Below are 21,216 nucleotides of genomic sequence, written 5' to 3'. Positions count from 1 at the left end.
CCGTAGCCGGACTCGCAAGAGTTCGGGCCGCCATCGAGTGACTCCCGAATTCTGGCGAATCCGGCTACCTTCATTCTCTCTGTTCTCTCCGTTCCCTCCTGTTAATCTTCTTTCCTTCTTATTCGCGCCGATTCGCGTCATTCGCGGGCAAATCTTCCTTCGTTCCCTTCGTTACCTTCTGTTCAAATCCATTGTCCTTAGCTCCCGCTCCACCCCCGGCACCGTCGCTTCGAGCGCCCGGTAGATCGCTGCCACGTGTTCGAGGTCGGTCTCGCCGGTTCGCTCGTCCATGAACACCTTCTTGAACTCAATCGCAATCGCGCACACTTGCCCCGGGAACGTTCGGTGGACCCACTGCGGAAAGTTGCCGCCAAAGAACTTGATGTTTTCGCGGACATCCATTGTTTTTCCCAAGACGTCCTGAGTGCCGAGATCGCCGATGAACCGGTCGACCACAGGCCCCCAGTACTCGCGGTCCATCGAGCCGGTACCAATGTTGACTTCGGGGTTCTCCGCTTCGCTGGCGGGCGTACCGTCGCGAAGGTGGTTGTAGGTATGCAGGTCGTACACCACGAGGTGCGTGTGCTTCGTGAGTAGCTCGCGTAGCACTCGTTCGACGTCGGCGTAGAACTGATCGTAAACCGCGAGCGACTGCTCCACGGCTTCAGTGGCAATCGTCTCGCGCCACACTTCTAGTTGCCACGCGTCTTCCGGTGTTTGGTACACCGCTTTTTCCCGTGGGCGATTCAAGTCGACTTCGAACCGCGACCTGAGCGCGACGAACTGCGTATCGGCGACCTGCGTCCAGACGCTGGTCGAAGGATCTTCTTCACGAAGCCGCGCGGCACTATCAATGCCGAACAGTGCATCGAGATCGTCACGCGTGTCGTGACCATCATGCAGCGACGCGGCCACGATCGGGCCGTACCCGCGGCGCAGGATTCGATAGGGAGACAGACTCATGGCCACCAAGCCCCATGAGACGACAGGAAAGTTGTAAACGGACAACGGCGTTAGAACGCAAAGCCCGTGCCAATGCACCGAGCCGCACTCAGCAGGTAGTCCGAGCCCGCGATAGCCCCGAGAATTCCTGCAAATCGCCAAGCCGATCCCTCCTCTGCACGACGAACGATCAGCATCGCGAGAACCTGAGCGCCCGACGCTCAGCGGTTCCGGAAAGTTTGGCCCGCGAATCACCCTAATGGGCGCACCCTGGGAACGATTCGAACAGAAGGTAACGAAGAGAACGAAGGAAGAGTCCGGCCCGCGAATGACGCGAATTGACGCGAATGCAAAGAAAGAGAACAGGAGGAAACAGAGAGAACAGAGAGAATGAAGGTAGCCGGATTCGCAAGAATTCGGGAGTCCCTCGAATGCTGCCCGAACTCTTGCGAGTCCGGCTACGGAGATAAACGAGCCGAAGCGCACCCTGGTAGATCGATTACCCATCTTCGTTTCCTTCGTTCCCTTCTGTTCCGAATCTCTTTTCCTTCTCCGTTTATCTTCCGCCGTTCTCTCCGTTTCCTCCTGTTCTTTCCTTTCTTCCGATTCGCGAGCATCCGCGTGATTCGCGGGCCCAAACCTTTGCGTCGCCTCCTTCACCCGGCGTAAACGCCGGGCCTAACATCCGCCGCAGAACCTCCAGCCAAGAAAACCTCCCACCCACCTCCAAGATTCACTTCCTCCGAGCGAATGGACCTCGGTATCCTGTCTAATAGATACCGCCCGCCCCCGCCTCACGCGCCCCTCGATGAAAAACCTCTTCCGCTTCACTATTCGCGAACTACTCATTGCCACGGTGGCCGTCGCTGCGCTGGTGGCGCTGTTCGTCCAGCGCCGCCCCTTCGACGATCACACGATGCTGCAATCGTTCGAGCCGCACCAGATGCTGACCAAGGTGTGCAACGACCTCGGCATCCCCTATGCCATGGCCTCCAGCGGCCACTCGTCGGGCGTCGTGTTCGACGGAGGCTATCGCATCGAAGCCGAGATCGACCTGAGCAAGCCGACCTACGACGACGTGCGAACGAAGTTGATGCCCGAGCTAATGAAGCGGTTCAAACGCGCCATCGAAGAAGACGGAGCCACCATCGTCGGCGAAGGCAAAAACGGCTCGCCCAAGTTCGACGAGATCAGCCACTTCTCGTTCGAATACCGTCGCGGCCCCGTGCGCGGCATCACCCGCGCCTACACCTTCGAAAACCCCGACGGCACGCCGAAGGTATTCATCCTGATGGACGAGTTTTGAATCGTGGGGTAAGCATCCTGCTTGCCATCTTCTCGCGCCTCTAGTAACAGTTCCGGGTGGCTGGGGACGAGTTCCACGAGCCCCCAGAATCGGCGATGGAACACTGGGGGCTCGCAAGACTCGTCCCCAGCCACCCCACGTACCTTCTAGGGGCGAGATCCTTCGGTCGCTAGGCTCCTTCAGGATGACACAGGGTACGAGAATCTCCATTTTCTCCCCGGATCTCTGAACCCTTTTGGAAATTTCGAGAAAATGTACAGATGTTCCAAAAAGGGGCTAGAAAGTACTCGCGCCCATGGTAGGTTGAGTTCACGTAGGCCGGATCAAGCGGAGCGCCGACCCGGCAAATGACGCTAAGAAGAAAGGAGAAACTGAGCCACTTACAGACCTCCCCAAGCATGTCATTTCGACAGGCCCTTTTCTTGATAAACGACGCGACCGAGAAATCTCGCCTATAGTAGAACACGGCCTGCCAATTCGAAGAGCATGTACCAGCGACCTCCGAAAAGTGATAACGCGACCTCCCTCGGCAGCGCATATTCCTCCGTCGTTTGCCTCCATTCGGAATGCCACGCGCTATGACTGTGCATTAGGAAAACCTCTTCGCGTCTCTGCGTGAGAAATAAAAACGCTCTGCCCATCAATCAACCATTGGAGAGGTAGGCCTGCAACCCAACACGCCAAGCGCCGGATCGGCGCTCCGCTTGATCCGGCCTACGCAACTTCCCCCTTAGTAAAGTCGCACCTGCGGGACACCCCTGCGACATTACTCTTTTCGCCCAAACCATCTCACCATGATTTCACCCGAGAAAACACGTCGCTTTATAACGCCCGCGAGTTGGGCCCAAAAGAATAAAGTCGCAGTCACTGAAATAGTCACGAAAGCGGGACTTTATTCGTGCGAGAAGGGGGAGCGAAATCGAGGGTTAAAATCACCACGGCCCTAACGGGCCCCGCTCGCCTTGGGAGCTGCTAGCTCCCCCGCTAAAAATCTTTCAAGAAACTTCGGTCCCTCCTCTCGTGGCGACGCTCTAATACCGTAGAGGCACGATTTGCCGCTCGACGTTTGCACTGAAACGCCCTTGTCTACTCTCCAAACTTCACCCGACTCGCCCAGTTTCGCCCCTTCGCCGGTGGCGGCTGGTTTCGTCTATTCGATCCCGCCGACCGATGGCGAGCTGCTGGTGCGATTCACGCGTCGGGGCGACACTGAGGCGTTTGCCGAGCTCGTGGAGCTGCATGCCCCGCTCGTGCTTTCGGTCTGTCGCCAGGTGCTCCGCCGCCCCGCGGACGTGGACGACGCGTTTCAAGCGACGTTCATGATCCTTGCCAAGCGTGCCGGCGACATTCGTGCGAGCGATTCGGCGGCTGGTTGGTTGTATCGCGTCGCGTATCGCACGTCGGTCGCCCTCGCGCGGCGGAACAAATCCCGCCCTGAAGAACCGCTGAATGGTCACGACTTCGCATCGCCCGAGTGCGACCCGCTCGATCGAATCTACGAGCAGCACTCGGTCGCCGTGATGATCGAAGAGCTCCGCGCATTACCCGCTCGTTACCAGGAGCCACTCGTGCTCTGTTATCTCGAAGGCCATTCGCGAAGCCGTGCCGCCGAGATGCTCGACTCCACCACCGCGACGATTAAAGGTCGCCTCGCACGCGGCAAGCAGCTCTTGCGTCATCGTCTTGCACGGCGTGGCGTGGCGCTGTCGATTGCCGCGGGCATCGCGTCGTCGATGGTCGAATCGGCCCACGCCGCCGCGAGCTCCACGACGCTCGCCACCCAAACCGCTCACGCAGCCAGTCAGTTTGTTAGTTCCACCGCCGCGGCTACGACGAGTAGCTCAGCCGTTGCTTGTTCGCTCGCCCAAAATGGAGTCTCGGCCATGCTGTACGCTTCGCTCGCCAAACCCGCCCTCGCGGCTATTGCCGTCCTCGCCATCGGCGCGGGCACCGTGCTCGCGACGGACGCCGCCAAGGATTCGCCAACGGTCGCGATCGGTGGCGTAACGCTCCAAGCCTCTGCTGCGAGCGACGCGAACGACGAAGGCGAAGCAGCTTCGGTGGCCATCGAAGCCCACCGCCCCCCTGCCCCGCCCGTCGACGTGACCACCAGGGTCGATGTCGCCTCGCCGATCCCGCCCAACGCGATCACGATCCAAGCCGACGCGTCCGGCATGACCGACACAACCCTCGCACAGCCAAGCCCCACGCCGCCGACCATCACGGTCTCGGGCACGGCACGGGGCGCAATAATGGGGGCACCCTCGCAGCCAGCGGTGCCTCAGTGGAACTCTGCCCCCAGCCAGTTCGGCGGGTTCGTGGATGTGACGACGTCGCGAACCGCAGAGAGCGATCAGCCGGGGATCGAGGAGTTGCAACTCGAGATGCGCTACTGGGAAACCCGCGCTGAGGGTTTGGAGCAGAAGTCGAAGGCAATCCAGAAGAAGTACGAAGTCATCAATGCGCAATTCGCCGATGGCACCGCTTCGCCACAGGAACTGGCGGAGGCTTCGGTCGAGCTGGGTGAAGCAACCCTCATGCGGGCCGAGGTGTTCCAAGCCAAGGCCAAAGTCCTGGAAATGAAACGCAAGATCGCCGCCCGGGAAAAGCAGGCGAGTGCTCCGGTGCAGCGGGATGTGATGATTGCGCAGCGAAGGGGACTCGCGGTGCCCGCTGGCGAGATCGGCAACTGGTCGGATACGCGGCCGGCGAGGTTGAGTAGTACCCTTTCAAGCGGCCCAACGGCGACGTTGAATGGCGTTCCCGCTCATCCACCCACGCCACCGACTCCGCCCGTAAGTTCCACCATCGACATCCTCGGCGAACTCGGCCCGCCGCAACCCGTGATGCCACCGAACGCCGCGTTCGGAGTCGCCGCCCCCGCTCAACCCGCCGAGCTCCGCGTGTTCTGGCAATCGGACCTCGACGCGGCACTCGATATCGCGAAGCGTGATGGCCGGAAGGTGATAGTGCACTTTGTCGGCCCGTTCGGTGGTGGTGATCGATTCATCGAGACGGTCGAGAACACGCCCGAAGTGAAGAGGTTTCTGGCGCTTCGATCCGTGCCGGTGAAGATCGCTGTAGATGCTCAACCTGCACTCGCGGAGCGACTCGCGATCAAACGAGTTCCCACGGTTTGTATTTTCACTGCGGAGGGCGAGTTGATCGATAAGTTCACGGCTCCCGAGAAGCCGAGGGATTATTTGATCAAGCTGCAGAAGCTCGAATCGCCCGTGATGCAGATTCAGGTGCAGGGCTTGGCGGCTCCGCAGCCGTACAATCCAGAACCGGTACGTAGTCAAGATCGTCTGGGTCAACCTCTACCTGGCCTCGATCCAGTCCAGCCCGTGGTCCCAGTCCAGCCAGTAGCTCCGCAACCTCCCGTGGTTGGCGCCGCACCAGCACCCACTCAACCCCATCACCCTCCGATCGACCCCAACGAACTCGCCAAGCTCAAGCAAGAACTCGACGCGCTGCGTCAGCAGTGCGATCAACTGCAACGAGAGTTGGAAGCAAGGAACAAGTCGGTCGGGGAGCTACTGAACCCAAGGGTCGATCCGCAGGAGCGGTCGCAGTCGGAGGAAGAGGAAACGGAGACGGATGAGTAGACCGTTGTTGTTTCACGCACGCACGCGCGTGGCGGTCCGGCTATTGACTACAGCGAAATACTAACTCGCACCTCACTCCGATTCGAACAGCATCGTCGCGTCGTAGGTCTCGCTGTGCGTCTTCTGCCCCGTGCTCGGCGGGGTGACGCCGCGTTCGTGGGCGCTCCACCATGCGTCGGCTTGGTCGAGCGTCCACTCGTCGGCCGCCGGGCACGCGTCGAGCAGCTTCGCCAGGTCACGGGCAGTCTGCGGGCGGCGGGCGCGGGACTTCTCGAGGCAGCTCAAAATCGCGTGCTCCAGTTCCGCGGGCACGGGCTGCCCGAGACGCTGGCTGGGGGGGACTGGTGGCTCGCTGGTGTGCATCTGGCACAGATCGACCAGCGTGTCGGCCGCGAACACCGGCTTGCCCGTGATCAGGAAGTAACCCACCGCGCCGACCGCGTAGATGTCGCTGCAAGCGTCCACCGAGTTCGGCAGTTGAATCGCCTCGGGCGACATGTAGAGCGGAGTGCCGGCCATCGACTCGCCCTCGCCGCGATCCTCTTTCGCTTTCACCAACCCAAAGTCGAGCACCTTCACCACGTCCCCTTCGCCACCACGCCGATTGAGCATGATGTTCGCCGGTTTGATATCACGATGCACGAGCCCCGCACAATGCGCTTCGTACAACGACCCACACACCTGCTTGAGAATGTAAATCACCCGACCCGCAGGCTGCGGGCCGTAGCGATCGACGAGCGTTTGCAGGTCGATGCCATCGAGGAACTCCATCGCGTAGTAAAAAATGTCCTCGGGCGTGCGGCCGAAGTCGTAGATGGCGATTGTGTTGGGGTGGTTCAGGTTGCTGGTGATCTGCACCTCGCGCTCGAAGCGTCCGATCGACAGGTCGGTCACGCGATCGGCGTTCAGCAGCTTGATGGCCGTGGGCCGGCGGAGCATGGCGTGCTGTCCGCGATACACAACGCCCATCGCCCCCTCGCCCAGCTTCTCTTCGAGTTTGTACTGTCCGAGTTGCTTCGCTTCGATCGCCGCCTCGCGAGCCTGAACCTGCAGGCGAGCCATCATCAGCGTGAAGATGAAGATGGCGATCGAACTAATCGCAAGCAGCGTCATCAGCACCCAGTGCGTCCGCTTCAGGATCACCAGGGGTCGAAACGCTTCGCTGTAATCGATCTCGGTGCCGACGCCGAATCCGTACTCGGGAAGCCAAGTCCACGCCCCTACGACTTCCTCGCCTCGGTAGTCGCGATAGCCGGCAACATCGAAGTCGGTGTTCCCCGCCGAGGCGCTGGCCACCATCTTGGTCAGCGGCAGCTCGCTCCGCAGTTTCTTTGGGCGGTAACCTTTGCTGATATTCCCTCCCGGATCTCGCACCAAAAGATTCAGGATCGACGGCCCCTCTTCGGGCAGCATTCCGTCGAGCTTCAGGGCGTGATCGAAGCGGCTGTTCGACAGCATCAAGCCATTCGCATCAAACGCGTACGTCTCGCCGGTTTTGCCGATTTGACCGAGCTGCAGAAGTTGGGTGAACTCGCGCTCGGGACGAATCTGCAGACCAAGCACCGCGACGGTCTGCAGGTGTTCGTCCACAACGGGGGCGAGCACGTACATCATCGGCACGCCCGCGCGGAGCTGCCCCGTGTCGTCGACGTTGCTCAGCAAACTCTTGTAAGGTCGAGCGACCATCGCTTTGCCTTCAAATGCCTTGGCCACCAGAGGCTTCAGAGTTGCAGGAATCGCCAAGCCGCGTGCATCCGCCCGCGAAGTCGCAATAACTTGTGTGCGGTCGAGCAGCATGAAGTGGTCGTAGTCGTGCGAGTTCATGGCGGGCCGAAGCAGCTTACCCAGGGAGGCGTTCGCGTTGTTGATTGCTTCGAGATCGCTACCGTCATGGTCCGCGGCCCCAAGGTTCAAGATTTCGAGTGCCAAGCGGCGAACATCGACGTCGTCGGCGACACTGCGGGCGATGTTCTCCTGCGAGATCATCCACTTCTTGAGCATCGCCACTTCCACATCGCGAATCGTCTCGAGCTCGCTGACGAGGTTGTCCTCCATGGTCCGCTCGATGCTTCCATTCACCCACCACCCGAGTGTCGAAAGCAACAGCACCGCGATAATCGGCCAGAGCCAAATCTGTCGCGTGAGGAATCGCCGTGTGCGAGCCACGGTCCCCGCCACCGTCTTCGAAGCCCACGTCATGTGCGCGGCTGCCGGGCTGATGGAATTCGCGAGCGAGAAGAAATTGCGCTTGGCCATGGGTGCAGAAGCCAGGAAGTCGTAGCGACTAGTAATTGTGGGAGGGCTCTCCGAGCCCGATAGGAACTACACGGGATAAGACAGTATAGTTCAGCCCCGCGGCGCCGTCGCAGTTGTGCGGAATTTGACTGCATTGCGGGCGAGTCGCACAGCAGACCACGGTAAATCGTAGCCGGATTCGCAAGAATTCGGGGGACACCAGTAGGCGGCCCGAACTCTTGCGAGTCCGGCTACTGGGATCACTGAGGAAGCAACCGCGTTCGCGGCCCGCGTGGCAGCCCGGCTATGGAAGGAGTTGAATGGCGGAACGCGAATGGAGATACGCAAATCCCTTATCAACGAATTGGGTGCGAGTTGCTGGACAAGCTCGTGGCTGCGGCGTGAGAATGACGGAGATGCTCCTCCTCTTACGGCCCGCCGCTCCGGTGGCGTGGCAGAATGGTTGTGAACCATGACTTCGGGAACACCGCTCGATTCGCGGTTGGCGGAACTGGATGCGCGATTAATTGAGGTCGCCAAGCCAATCGTGGTGCTCAAGCATCTGAATTGGCCCGATGCGTTGGAGGAGTCGTTCCTCCAAAACTGGCGAGCTGGTCGGCCGGAGCTGCCGCGGGTGGAACTACAGATTCCCGATTGGCGAGATGAGATTGCGGCGCTCGATGCGTACGTGGTTCGCTGCGAGGGGGACGACCCGCTGCTCCAGTTCCTGCGACGGACCGCGGCGAGCTACGCCGAAGCCGCGCGGATGTTGATGAGCGCGGGGACGCCTGAGTTCACCGAGCGATCGATTCGTTTGTATGGCCGACCGAACGACGTGTATCGCACGCAATCGTTCACGGGGGTCGACGCGGCCGCGTTCTTGTTGGAGAAGACCGATCGCCTGCAGAGCGGAACCTTCATCGCCCGTACCACTCCGAGCCAAGCCGCCGAACCCTTCGCGGCGCGGCTTCGGCAAGCGGTGACGGCGTACTTCGCGGACGACGAGGTGGAAGTGATTGTTGATGACGACCTGTCGTCCAAAGCAATCGCAGGGACGACCAGGCTACGTGTTCGCGGATCGGCCATGTTCTCCGATCTCGATTTCGATCAGCTTTACAACCACGAAGCGCTGGTGCATATGGCGACCGCCATCAATGGAAAACGCCAGCCACACCTGAAGAGCCTCGGCCTCGGAGCACCTCGCACCACGCGGACGCAAGAGGGAATCGCCGTCTTCGCCGAGGTGGTGACTGGTTCGATCGACATCAATCGCTTGCGTCGGCTGGCGCTTCGCATCTTGGCACTAAAGGAGGCACTCGATGGGGCGGACTTCATCGACTGTTTTCGACTATTCCTTGAGGCGGGGCAGGACGAGCGCGAGTCGTACAAATCGGCGCAGCGCCTCTTCCGTGGCGGGGACGTGCGGGGTGGAGTCGTGTTTACGAAGGATAGCGCGTACCTCAAGGGGCTGATGGAAACCCACGTGCTAATGAACCTGGCCATTCGCGACAACCGCCCGGAGATCATCGAGCGCCTGTTCGCCGGCCGACTAACCATGAGCGACACGCTGACGCTTGCCCCCTACTTCGAATCAGGCCTACTCGCGCGGCCGCATTACGTTCCCCCCTGGGCCCGCGACACCCGGCGCCTCGCCGCCACGCTGGCCTACTCGTCGTTCATGATGACCGTCGAACTCGAAGCGGTGTCGCTCGATCGGTTTGTGGACGCGGCTAGTCGGTTGGAGTGCGCGTGAGGGGGGAATGACCTTCGAGTTATGGAACAGTTGAACCCGCGGCCCGCGTGGCGGCCCGGCTATTGAAGGAGTGGGACACTGGCGCGTTTCGCCAGTCGGATTGGCGTGGCGTTCTGAGCTGACTTGTGGCCGTGTTCCAAGCGCCGGGTCGGCGCGGAGCTTGATCCGGCCTACGCCTAGTACTGGATCGCGTGCTCTTCCAGCTCTTCGAGCGTCGCGAACTCGAGCGACGAGATGTGGCAGGCGGCCAGCAGTACTTTGGGGGCCATGCCGGCGTCGTAGGCTTCTTTCCATCTCGCGGCGCATAGGCACCAGCGGTCGCCGGGGACGAGGCCCGGGAAGTGGTACTGGGGCATTGGCGTGGAGAGGTCGTTGCCCTGGCGACGGCTGAACTCGAGGAACTCCTCGGTCATCTCGGCGCACACGACGTGCACGCCGACGTCGCTGCCGCCGGTGTGGCAGTAGCCATCGCGATAGAAGCCCGTCATCGGGTCGGTGCAGCAGGCTTGGAGAGGCTCGCCGAGGACGTTCTTGGCGTTGGTGTAGGACATCGAGGTACCACGGGGCGGAGAGAGTTTTGAGCTTCTCCGCAGCATACCAGATTCGTGGTGGCCGCGGACCTTTTTGCCCGATCACAGCGAAGTTGATTGGGAACCGGGGGCTAGCGCCCTGCGGCTGATGGATCCATTGCGGCCTGAAGGCTACTTACTCAGGCCACGGGCGGCGGCCGCTAGTTCCGAGGCGTCGAGAATGCGGAGTCGGTGCACGAATTCGCGATCCTGCTGGGCGAGTCGTTCGAGTTCGGTCTTCTCGACGGTGAACGACAGCGCCACGCGAGGCAGGTCTTCGCGGCCTTCGGGCGGGGCGACTTGGTACGAGTGCCATTCGAGCTCCACGCCATCTACCTGGCCAACCGTGACGATTTCCATCACCCGGCAACCCTCGGCGTTGAGCCACTGCCCTTCCGACTTCAGGCTCACCGAATTGTTCGAGAGCGAAGTGACGACATCGTGACGGAACTCGGCGAGCGACGTTTCGGCGTCGAGCGGCTTAGGATCAAGGCGGACGATGTTGCCGTGCGAAACGAGGCCTTCGCTCGCAATGCGGCGGAGCGTCTGGCGATTGGCGAGCGAGCCGGTGACCACCCAGTTGCCATCGACGATGGTCGAATAGCCGAGACGGGGATTGGTGAGTTCGAGCTGCTGGGTTTCGGTCGGTGCGACGGCGTGAGCCAGGCCGATCCGTTCGCGATCGAGTGGCGAGTCGACGGCGGGCTCGCGCTTGACGCGAACCTTGGTAACGCCGGTGAGTCCTGGAGTGGCGGGACCGATGCCACGGTTCTCGCGAATAGCGAGGTTGGCCTGGGTGACTTCGCCCGTTGCGCGACGCACCAAGTAGACGCCATCGATTTCCATTTCCACGGTTGCCCCGTCCGCTACGCCATGCACCACGCCCGCAATCTGGCAACGGGCGAAGTGTTCGTTGGACTCGGACAGCACGCTACTGGCTTCGCAAACACCCACGGAGTCGATTCCCAGCAGGCTCTTCATCACTTCGGCGTCGTGCGACCAGGTTTCACCCGCAGGCACTTCGCGGTTCGGAAGTAGCGCGGCGAGGGCGAGTGGATCGGCGAACGTCTTGAGGACGTCGAGTTCGGAACGGTTGAGCAATCCTTCGACTGGCGCGAACTGACGACCGGCGTCCGTGGTCCTAACGGCAAGCAGTCGGCGGGAGTCGCGAACCGCGAGTGGTTTCGATTTACCAGCGGGGCCGGCTTCGCCTTCGATGGTGCGGTAGTAACGAACGCTCTCGGTACGGCTGGGCTGCTGCAGTTCGTCGAACACAAGCTTCGCCTTGGCGACGACGGGCTGCGTGCCGGCGGTGGTTTGGCCGGGGACTGCGGGAAGCTGAAGCTCGCCGCCGAGTTCAACCTCGACCGTGATGGTCTCGATTTCCGGCCGATCGCCCGACGGGGCCAGGCGGACGGGTGCCTCGGCAAAGGCGGATCCTGCCAGCACCAGGAGAAGGGAGAACGGCCAGCTAGCTGATCGAAGACGAGTCATGATGAATCCGTGAAGGTCGACGGAACTACCGGTTGGAGCGGAGGCCTGTCGGGTTCATCGACGTTTCCGGCAAAGAAAGTTCAATTTCACCCGCTGGCGGGGGTGGATGGGTGTTAGGGTTGAATGGGCGAACTGGGTCGTTCGATTTTGGAACGGCCGGTCAAAAATACCCAGCTTGTCGTAACTTCTTATTTGGTAGGTGTTTATGGTATCCGGAAGGTTTTTCCTCACGGAAACCCGGGAAGAAAAGCCGCGGGCGGCGCGAACTTTCTCTCGACCCTTTCTCGTCTTAATACGTACAACAGGTACGGAGTCGGATCGCTAGCAACCCTTGACCACTGCGGCTGACCGGCATACGAGGGGGTGTCCTGGCCAAGAAACGGCTAGCACCTACGAATAAACAAGTGCCCACAGATGGGCGAATGACGTTTCTCTACTAGCATTCACAAGGAACTGAGACCAGCAACGGAACCACGTACGGACGCTTGGCACACAGTGTGCAAGCAGCGATATCGCAAGGAGTGTACGGAATACGGACCGACGCGGCGACAGCGAACGAAGAGGTGCCCTTATGCATCGCCACTATGAATCCGACGCAATTCGACGCCTGCGAGACCAGCAGGTGCGGTACGCTCCGCGGGCCCAGCGGCTCCACCAGGTGGAAGCTGCCGAGGGGCTTATTGCGGATGTCGACCCCGATAAAACCTACACGTACGAGTTCGTCTGCTTCCGCGTGACTGGCTACCGGCCCGATGCCGACTCGGACGACGCCAAGACGAAGATGGTGGGCGAAGCCCTGCTGCACGATCTGCGACTGTTGGTGGAGGACCTGTCGGACTCCATCGACATCGACGCCGATGCTGCCGGTGAGCAAGTGTTGACCGTCGAGCAACTCGCGCGGCAGTTCAACGTCTCGACCAAGACGATTTCGCGTTGGCGCGAACTCGGCTTAGTGAGCCGGCGGTTTGTGTTCGATGGACGCAAACGGGTGGGCTTCCTGCGGAGCAGCGTCGACCGATTCGTGAAGAACAATGGGCAGCGCGTCTCGCGTGGTGCCCGCTTTAGCCAACTGACCGACGAACAACGCAACGACATCATCAGCAACGCCCGTAACTTGGCGAGCGGTGGTGCGTGCCAGAGCGAGATCTCGCGCCGCTTGGCCGAGCGTTCGGGCCGCAGCGTCGAAACGATTCGTTCGACGATTCGCCAGTTCGACAAAGAGCATCCGCAGTTGGCGATCTTCCCGGACGCCAAGGCCCCGCTCACGTCGGGCCAAAAGAAGAGACTGTATCAACAGTATCGCCGCGGCATGCCGATCGAGAAGCTGATGCGTCAGTACGGTCGCACCAAGACCACCGTGTACCGCGTGGTGAACGAGGTGCGTGCGGCTGAGATCATGGAGCTGCCGCTGGACTTCATTCCGAATCCGCGGTTCGCTCGTAAGGGTGCCGACGCGGCTTGCCTGGGCGAAATGCCGGCTGCCGAGACGGTGACTCGCAAGGCGAAGGTGCCGAGCGGCTTGCCTCCCTACTTGGCGAGCCTGTACGAGATGCCTTTGCTGACGCGTGAGCAGGAAGGTCACTTGTTCCGCAAGTACAACTTCCTGAAGTACAAGGCGGCCAAGCTGCGTGAAACGCTCGACCCGCTGAATCCCAAGGCGACGACGCTCGACGAGATCGAAGCCCTGCACGATCAAGCGGTCAGCACGAAGAACGACATTGCCCGGGCTAACCTGCGTTTGGTGGTTTCGATCGCCAAGCGGCACGTAACGCCCGATCAGAACTTCTTCGAGCTGGTGAGCGATGGCAACATGTCGCTGCTGCGGGCCATTGAGAAGTTCGACTTCTCGCGTGGCAATAAGTTCAGCACGTACGCCACGTGGGCGATCATGAAGAACTTTGCCCGGACCATTCCTGGCGAGTTCAAGCATCGCGATCGCTTCCGCACGAGCCACGACGAGCTGTTCGCGGCCACCGAGGAGCAACGTGCCAACCCGATGATCGAAGAGTCGGCTCAGGACACACGCGAGCGGCAGATCGAACGGATCCTCCGCAAGCTGGACGAGCGCGAGCAGAAGATCATCATCGGCCGGTTCGGCCTCGACCATCGCCAAGAGCCGCAGACGTTGAAGGAAGTCGGTGCGGAGCTGGGCGTGACCAAGGAACGCATCCGCCAGATCGAAATGCGAGCCCTCACCAAGCTGCGTCAAGCGGCGAAGGAAGAGAAGATCGCCCTGGAGTTCTAAGCGGCGCGTTTGAAGTCTGAAAACACGAATAGCCCCGAGCAACGTTTGCTCGGGGCTATTTTGTTGCGCCTACCTTGTACTTTGCTCAGTCCTTCTTCGTCTCCACCTTCACGCCCAGCTCGTCGAACATGAACGCCAGGCAGTCGACTTCTTGTTCGATGCGTTCGCTCAAGGGAGTGCCGGCGCCGTGGCCGGAGTCGCTGCTGGTGCGGAGCAGGATGGGCGAGTCGCCGGCGGCTTGGAGGCGGGCGGTCATTTTGCGGGACTGCATCGGATCGACGCGGGGGTCGTTCGCACCGGTGAGGAACAGCACGGGTGGGTACTTGGTGCCATCTTTCACTTGGTGGATCGGCGAGTAATTGTAGAGGGCCTCGAACTGCTCAGGGTTCTCGACGGTGCCGAACTCGGTGATGTTGAACGCTCCGTTGGGCGAAAGCTCGACGCGAAGCATGTCGTAGATGCCGACGTGCGAGATGACGCACTTCATCAGGTTGGGGTGCTGAGTAAGCGTTGCACCCATCAGCAATCCGCCGTTGCTGCCGCCCTCGATCGCCAGGCGATCGCTGCTGGTGTAGCCACGCTCGATGACGTGCTCGAGCACCGCGGCGAAGTCGTCGAACACGTTTTGCTTCTTGGTGAGGTTGCCTTCGAGGTGCCAGCTCTCGCCATATTCGCCGCCGCCGCGGATGTTCGCCACGCCGACGACGAAGCCATGATCAAGCAGAATGCGATTGAGCGAGCTAGCGCCGGGTTCGAGGCTGACGCCGTAGCCACCGTAGGCGGTGATGAGGCAAGGGTTCTTGCCATCGAGTTTGGTTCCCTTGGGGAAGATCAGGTTCACGGGGACCTTCGTGCCATCTTTGCTGGTGGCGAACTCGCGGCGGACTTCGGCATCGGCGAGCGAGACGGGGAGTTCGTAGCGGAAGTCGGTGGCGGTGGTGACACCACTCTTTGGGTGGAACAGATAAGTGGCCGAGGGCTGAATGTAGGAGCCAGCCGTGAAGAGGATCGTCCCGTCGGGGCCGTTCGCGAGCTCGCCGGCCGAGGCGACTTCGGGCTGCGCGGGGGCTTCGAGCGGTTTGCCCTGGAGGTCAAACACGCGAATCTCCGTGGGGCCGCCAAGTTGGTAGACCACGAAAATGCGGTCGGCCGTCGCGAGCAGCGAGCCACCTTCCCAGAAGGTGGTGACCAGCGTGTCGTCGCTCTCGGGCAGGATGGTGTTGAACTTACCCGCCTTGAGGTCGGAGATCTTCACGTGCAGCAGCTTGCCGCGCGGGGCGTCCGCGCGCGAGATGATGTAGAGATCGTCGTGCTGTCCGAACTCGGCTTGGATGACGCGATCTTCGAACTTGCTGAACTCGTGCCAGGTGCCATCGGTGTCGCGGAGGAAGTGCGAGAACTGCCCACCATCGCCGTACTGCACGGTGGCGAGCACGCGGCCGGTGGCTTTATCGCAGTCGATGCGCGTCTCGGCGATGCGAGGAAAGTCCTTACCAATCTCGTAGCGATCGTCTTCGGTCGCCGTGCCGAGCTGGTGGTAGTAGACCTGTTGATAGAAATTCATGTCCTCGTCGGCACGCTCGCCGGCGCGAGGGTGCCGCGTGTAGTAGAATCCCTCGCCCTTGGGGTCCCACGACAAATCGCCACCGGCGGTGCCGGTGTTCACGCGGGGCACCTCGTCGGCGAGCTGCTTACCCGTGGCGGTCTCGTAAACGCGAACGTCTCCCACTTCGTGACCACCCATCGACATGCAGACGGCGACGAGCTTGCCATCGGGCGAAGGGCGGAACCATTCGATGGTCGTCGCCCCGGTTTTGTCGATCTCATTGGGGTCGACCAGCACGCGAATCTTGTCGGCGTGCGTCGGCGAGTCGGCGACCACCAGGAACGACTGCTGAAGCGGCGGCTGATTCTTCATGGCAAACCAGTTGCCGCCCGCGTACTTCACGCCGCCATAACGAGCGGTTTGGGCGCTCATGATCGCGGTGACTTGTTCGCGAAGCTCCTCGGTGCCGGGGAGTTTGTCGAGGATCGAGCGGGCGTATTCGTTCTGGGCTTCGCTCCACGCCTTCACTTCACCGCTCTCCCAGTCCTCGAGCCAGCGATAGTCCTCGGTGACTTTGGTGCCGTGGTAGGTGTCGGAGACAGGCCGCTTGGGAGTTTCAGGAGGTTCGGCGGCCATGGCTGCGGTCGATAGGAACAGGGAGAGGATGGTAAGCAGAGTGGGTAGCTTCAGAGTGGGCATGCGAGTTCCTAATTAACCACGGAGGGCACGGAGAGCTTTGGCGGTGAGCGGTGCGTTGGTAAGCTTTAAAGGTAACCATTCACAGATGATTAACAGGAGGAAACGGAGGTAACAGAGAAGATGAAAACACTAATTTCTGCTAAACGCTAGTGGTATTGGCAAAGATTCGCGTTCCGCCATCGCTCTATTCACTCTCTTTGTTTCCTTTGTTCTCTTCTGTTCAAAAAAGTGTTAACAGAAGGAAACGAAGGGAACGAAGGAGTTAATTAGCACGGATCGACACGAAGGTAACTAGTAAAGATTCGTGTTCCACCATCCCAACTCGGTTTACTCTCTCTGTTCTCTCTGTTTCCTCCTGTTAGAAGAAGTGCTTGTCGAAAGGCGGCGAACAGTTGCCTTAAGAGTGGGAGCTTACTCAGTCTTGATACCAAACCGGAACAGTTTGTTACGCGTGCGGACTAGCAGCGTTCCGTCGACGGGCACGGGGCTCGAGACGCTGGTGTCGCCCAGGTCGTTCTCGGCGAGGATCTCAAACTCCTCGCCCGGCGCGACGACGAACATGGTGCCATCCTCGCGGAGGCAGTAGAGATTGCCGCCGGCCATGAGCGGCGAGCTGAAGTAGCGATCGCGGTGCCGGCGAAGTTGGCCTTCGGCGACGACTTCGCCTGTCGCCACGTCGAGGCAGGTGAGGTCTCCCTTGTCACTGAGGAGGTAGACTTTCCCTTCGGCGATGACCGGCGAAGGAACGTCGCCACCGGTGACTTCTATGTCCCAAATGCGCTCGGGCTTCTCGCCCTTCGTGAGGTCGACCGCCGCGGCGAACGAACCGCGTCCGTAGGGCACCACCGCCACGCCATTGGCGATGGTGGGCGAGCAGATCACCCGCCACATCCCCTGCTCTTGCGGGTTGAAACCATCGAGCTCCCACACCTGCTCGCCCGACTTGGCGTCGTGCGCGGTCAAGTGGTCGGCGCCGAACGTGACAATGATCTCGCGGCCATCTAGGTCGATTACGGCGGGAGTGGTGTAAGCTTGATCCGATTCGCGAGGGCGCTGGTACTGCCGTTTGGTCTTCCAAACTTCCTTGCCCGTCTCGGCGTCGAGCGTCACCAAGTACGAATCGCCTTCCTGCATCACGGCGATGCAGACTCCCGCGCTGGTGAGGATGGGCGAGGTGCCGAGGTCCCACCACAGGGTGTCCGCGCCGTACTTGTCTTGCAGATTGACGCGCCACTTTTCGTTGCCCTCGGTGTCGAGGCAGGCGACGAGGCCGCTCTTGAAGTAGACCACCACGACTTTGCCATCGGTCACAGGCGAAGGATTGCTGCCGGTGGCGCTACGATGCTTGCCGGCGCGGGCGGGACTGAGAACCTTACGCCACCGCTCGTTGCCATCGAGATCGTAACTGGCGACGACGTCTTGATCGCCGGCGGTGAGCGTGAGGAACAGCATGTTGTCCCACACCGCGGGGGTCGAAGCCCCTTCGCCACCCAGGTCGATCTGCCACAGGCAGTTCTTGTCGGGGCCGAACTCGATGGGATAGTCGCCGGGCGGGGCAACCAAGTTGCTGTCGGGGCCGCGCCACTCGGGCCAGTTGGCGAGCGCGGGGGAAGTCAGTGTGAGTAGCGCTATCGCCGTAGCGGCGAGTTGAGTGCGTGAGAGCTGTCGCATGAGAATGGAGACCTCGCGGTTGAGCCGACTATTCGTTGGCTTTGGAATCGGAAGTAGGTGTGTGGGAAGAGTTGCCGCTCGCTAGGCGGACGATGTAGAAGCGTTTGCGGTCGACCTTGCCGACGGGGTTCGTCGGATCGGCGGCGTCGCTGAAGTACTCGATGCGATCGCCAATGCCATCGGTCGACTTTTGGGAGCTGCGGTACTTGAACCCGATGGTCATCCCCTCGTCGACGACCCAGTCGAGGAACACGACGCTATGCCCCGAGCCATTGGTGCGCCAGTACTGCACGAAGTCGCCGGGCTGGGCGTCGTCGTGCTCGACGGCGTGGCCGAGTTTCTGTTCGACGAGTGCGTACTGCACCAAAGTCTCTTTGCTGTCGTCTGTGTTGCCGTACCAATGCTTATGAAGCGTGCGAACATCGTCGGGCGACTTGCCGTCGAGCAAGCCACGCTGCTGGGCGGCCTTGAACACCACCGCGAGCGTGTAGCCACAGCAGAAGGTGCCATCGCCCTTGGGCAAGATCTGCTCGCCGGCGAAGGTGAGCTCTTCGGGGACGCCCGAGCCCTGCCACTTATACTCGCCGCCGTCTTCGTAGGAATAGGCGATCTTCAGCACGTCGGCGTTGGGGCCCGTAGGTTCGCCCGCGAGTGTGGTCGAGCAGAAGAGCAGGCAGACAACCGAGAGACGCCACATGTTGTTGACCTGCAAGTTGTGAGGCTAGTTGTCGAGTACGGCCTTCACGCGCTCGAGCGTTTCGGGCTGATGGTACTCCAGTTTACCAAATCCGCGGACCGCGCCAGCCGCCACCGCCGCTTCCTGGTGCTCCGGGTAATTGGTGATGAGCATGACGGGCACCTCGGCAATCTCGGGCGTGCTCTTGATCTGGCGAATGACATCGATGCCATCGGTGTAGTCGATGTCGAGCTTGCGATTGACCACCACGAGATCGAACTCCTGGCTCTGGAGCTTCGCCAGGGCGTCGCCAGCGTGGTCGGCCTGGTCGACTTCGCACTCGAAGTGTTTCTTGAAGAACCGAGTGATCCCGGCGTGATCGGGACCACAGTTGCCGACGTCGAGGATGCGTTTCATGGGATATGTTTTCGACTGACTTTGACTTGTCATCCTAAAGGAGCCCTGCCCTTGGAGTCACACTGACGGAGCCCTGACACTCTGTCATCCTGAAGGAGCCTAAGCGACTGAAGGATCTCGTTTGCCAGTTTTGAAAGCTTTGGGTGGCTGGGCACGAGTTCTGCGAGCCCCCAGTGGTCGACTTACTAGGCGTTTGTAGGACTGGTCCCCGGGCACCCCAGATTTTACTCAGGGGCGAGATTCTTCAGTCGCTTAGGCTCCCTCAGAATGACATACATAAGGCGGGTTTGAAGTTTATCATTGGGCGCCGCGGGAAGCGCCGGATTGGCGCTTCGCTTGATCCGGCCTACCTAATACTACTCCTTCGGCTTGGCGTCCTGCTCGATCGCGAACAGATGAGTGCGGTTGGAGATGTAGAGGATGTTGTCCGCCACGATGGGGGTGGAGTAGACGCTGTTACCCATATCGACCTCGCCGAAGTAAGGGAGCATCTCGCCGTCTTCGTCCTTCATGGCCACCGCAGGGTCGGCCGAGTGGCGGAAGATGGCGACTTGGCCGTCTTCGTCGCCGATGTAGACCTTGCCTTCGACGATCAATGGCGAGCCCCACGATTGGGCGAGCATGTCGTAGGTCCAGTGCTTCTTACCGGTCTTGGCGTCCATGCAGTGCACCAGACCGCTGAGGTCGGCGATGTACAGGATGTCGTCCTTGATGGCGACGGTGCCCACGGTGCGGTGCATGGTCTCTTCGTACGCCACTTCGCCATCACCATCGGAGTCTTCTTCGCTGTAGTGCCACACCACGCCCGAGTTGGGGTTGGGTCGCACGAAATCTCCTTCGTCCTTCAGGATGGCCTTAATGCGCTTGTGAGGAATCTCTTTGGTGGGGTCGGCCGAGTTGAAGGTGAGCTCGGGGCTGATGTTGCCTCGCTTCTTAGGGTCGATGCACCACAGGTGGCCGATGCCCTCGCCATGCTCGGGATCTTGTCCCACGGCGAAGTACACCAGGTCGTTGTAGACAACGGGAGTGGCGATGATGTTGTTGCGTGTGCCGCGACCGCCGAGGATCCACTCCGATTCCTTGGGGTTGGCGTCGAACTTCCACAGCAACTTCGAGTTCCCCTTGCCATCGCCGGCGGGGTCGAAGCTATACATCCAGCCGTCGCCACCAGCGAACAGCACCTGGGGCTGGCCATCGATCACCGCGTACGTCGGGCTCGACCACTGGCCGTGCAGGATGTTGCTGCCGGGCGACTTGTCGGTCCAGAGGACCTCGCCCGTGTTCTTGTCGACGGCCATGAAACTAGGGGCATCCGGCGAGGGCAGGTTGATATGCGACTCGTCGAGGCCGTTCGAGGTGTGCAGGAACAGCACGTCGCCGATGGCGAACACCGAGCAGTTGCACATGTTGTGCTGGCTGACGAAGTACGGGGCCTCCATGAAGTTCAGCACCCACAGGACGTCGGCTTCCTTCTCATCGACTACCGGCTCGTCCTGGTAAGGTCCGTCGTTCTTACCGTCGCGGAAGCCCTTGGTGTCGAGGCAGCGGAGTTCGCCGCGGCTGGTGACAAACCACAGGCGGTCGCCTTCGACGTACGAAGCGCTGCAGATACCCTGCTCGGGCCAGTCGTGGACGCGGCCAGTGGTGAGCTTCTCGCTGGAATGCTGCCAGCGGAACTCGCCCGTCTCGCGATCAAACGCCAGTAGGACGCCGAGGTCGGTGTCGAACGGATAGCGCTCGATCCACCCGGCACCGTTGTTCGTGCCGACGTAAACCCCATCGCCCGCGACTACCACGTTGCCATAGGTCTGCGAGCCAAGCCGCGCGACCCACTTGATGTTCTTAGCCGAGGACGAGTCCCATTCGCCGGTCTCGGGATCGAACTCTCCGACTTCCCACTCGGTGGGAATGTTCTCGCCGACTGGCGTGTTGTTGCGCTTGGGGTCGCCACCCCACATGGTCCACTCTTTGGTGATCTCTTCAGCGGTGGCAAGACCACTGGCGCCGGCGATGAATACGAGCGTTAGAACGTGAAGCAGCGACCGTCTCATTGGA

The 21,216-nt window shown here is 60.9% G+C and carries 13 protein-coding genes; 4 read left to right on the top strand and 9 right to left on the bottom strand.

The annotated features are described in order from the left end of the window. Nucleotides 1–171: 171 nt before the first annotated feature. On the bottom strand, nt 172–963 hold the full coding sequence (locus tag SH292x_RS23625) for an N-formylglutamate amidohydrolase (RefSeq protein ID WP_442483490.1): 792 nt from the start codon (nt 961–963) through the stop codon (nt 172–174). A 787-nt stretch (nt 964–1,750) separates the two neighbouring features. Between SH292x_RS23625 and SH292x_RS23620 the strand changes: the two genes are divergently transcribed. Further along, nucleotides 1,751–2,248 carry a hypothetical protein gene (locus tag SH292x_RS23620; protein WP_442483489.1) on the top strand — a complete coding sequence of 166 codons (498 nt, stop codon included), beginning with the start codon at nt 1,751–1,753 and terminating at the stop codon, nt 2,246–2,248. Between the two features lie 1,082 nt (nt 2,249–3,330). After that, nucleotides 3,331–5,856 (top strand): sigma-70 family RNA polymerase sigma factor, encoded by a 2,526-nt coding sequence (locus SH292x_RS23615; RefSeq protein WP_442483488.1) that lies wholly within the window; start codon nt 3,331–3,333, stop codon nt 5,854–5,856. A 72-nt stretch (nt 5,857–5,928) separates the two neighbouring features. Here the strand turns inward: SH292x_RS23615 and SH292x_RS23610 are convergent, their stop codons facing one another. Next, the gene (locus tag SH292x_RS23610; RefSeq protein WP_442483487.1) at nt 5,929–8,112 is read right to left on the bottom strand and encodes a serine/threonine protein kinase; all 2,184 of its coding nucleotides are present in this window, start codon (nt 8,110–8,112) and stop codon (nt 5,929–5,931) included. A 451-nt stretch (nt 8,113–8,563) separates the two neighbouring features. Between SH292x_RS23610 and SH292x_RS23605 the strand changes: the two genes are divergently transcribed. Further along, nucleotides 8,564–9,844, top strand: a complete 1,281-nt coding sequence (locus SH292x_RS23605; RefSeq protein ID WP_442483486.1) for a tyrosine/phenylalanine carboxypeptidase domain-containing protein — start codon at nt 8,564–8,566, stop codon at nt 9,842–9,844. 176 nt (nt 9,845–10,020) lie between these two features. On the opposite strand, the gene SH292x_RS23600 is transcribed toward SH292x_RS23605, so the two are convergent. Both SH292x_RS23600 and SH292x_RS23595 read right to left on the bottom strand, forming a co-directional pair. Next, nucleotides 10,021–10,395 (bottom strand): DUF2237 family protein, encoded by a 375-nt coding sequence (locus SH292x_RS23600; RefSeq protein ID WP_442483485.1) that lies wholly within the window; start codon nt 10,393–10,395, stop codon nt 10,021–10,023. Between the two features lie 150 nt (nt 10,396–10,545). Next, nucleotides 10,546–11,907, bottom strand: coding sequence for a hypothetical protein (locus SH292x_RS23595; protein WP_442483484.1), 1,362 nt, complete (start codon nt 11,905–11,907; stop codon nt 10,546–10,548). A gap of 571 nt (nt 11,908–12,478) precedes the next feature. Here SH292x_RS23595 and SH292x_RS23590 point away from each other — a divergent pair. Next, the gene (locus SH292x_RS23590) at nt 12,479–14,152 is read left to right on the top strand and encodes a sigma-70 family RNA polymerase sigma factor (protein ID WP_442483483.1); all 1,674 of its coding nucleotides are present in this window, start codon (nt 12,479–12,481) and stop codon (nt 14,150–14,152) included. A gap of 85 nt (nt 14,153–14,237) precedes the next feature. Here the strand turns inward: SH292x_RS23590 and SH292x_RS23585 are convergent, their stop codons facing one another. The 5 genes from SH292x_RS23585 to SH292x_RS23565 form a co-directional block, all read right to left on the bottom strand. Beyond that, a complete protein-coding gene (locus SH292x_RS23585; RefSeq protein WP_442483482.1) occupies nt 14,238–16,397 on the bottom strand; it encodes a prolyl oligopeptidase family serine peptidase in 2,160 nt (719 codons plus the stop codon). A gap of 411 nt (nt 16,398–16,808) precedes the next feature. Then, nucleotides 16,809–18,068, bottom strand: a complete 1,260-nt coding sequence (locus SH292x_RS23580; protein ID WP_442483481.1) for an outer membrane protein assembly factor BamB family protein — start codon at nt 18,066–18,068, stop codon at nt 16,809–16,811. Nucleotides 18,069–18,096: 28 nt separating this feature from the next. Continuing rightward, nucleotides 18,097–18,765, bottom strand: a complete 669-nt coding sequence (locus tag SH292x_RS23575) for a hypothetical protein (RefSeq protein WP_442483480.1) — start codon at nt 18,763–18,765, stop codon at nt 18,097–18,099. A 24-nt stretch (nt 18,766–18,789) separates the two neighbouring features. Continuing rightward, on the bottom strand, nt 18,790–19,161 hold the full coding sequence (locus tag SH292x_RS23570; RefSeq protein WP_442483479.1) for a response regulator: 372 nt from the start codon (nt 19,159–19,161) through the stop codon (nt 18,790–18,792). A 356-nt stretch (nt 19,162–19,517) separates the two neighbouring features. Beyond that, nucleotides 19,518–21,212: an outer membrane protein assembly factor BamB family protein gene (locus tag SH292x_RS23565; protein ID WP_442483478.1), complete on the bottom strand. Its 1,695-nt coding sequence runs from the start codon at nt 21,210–21,212 to the stop codon at nt 19,518–19,520. Nucleotides 21,213–21,216: the final 4 nt, after the last annotated feature.

Source organism: Aeoliella fuhlenseeensis, assembly GCF_052161615.1.
GTDB lineage: Bacteria > Planctomycetota > Planctomycetia > Pirellulales > Lacipirellulaceae > Aeoliella.
Note: the sequence above shows the minus strand (reverse complement) of the source record. Positions and strands in the feature narration are given on the sequence as shown.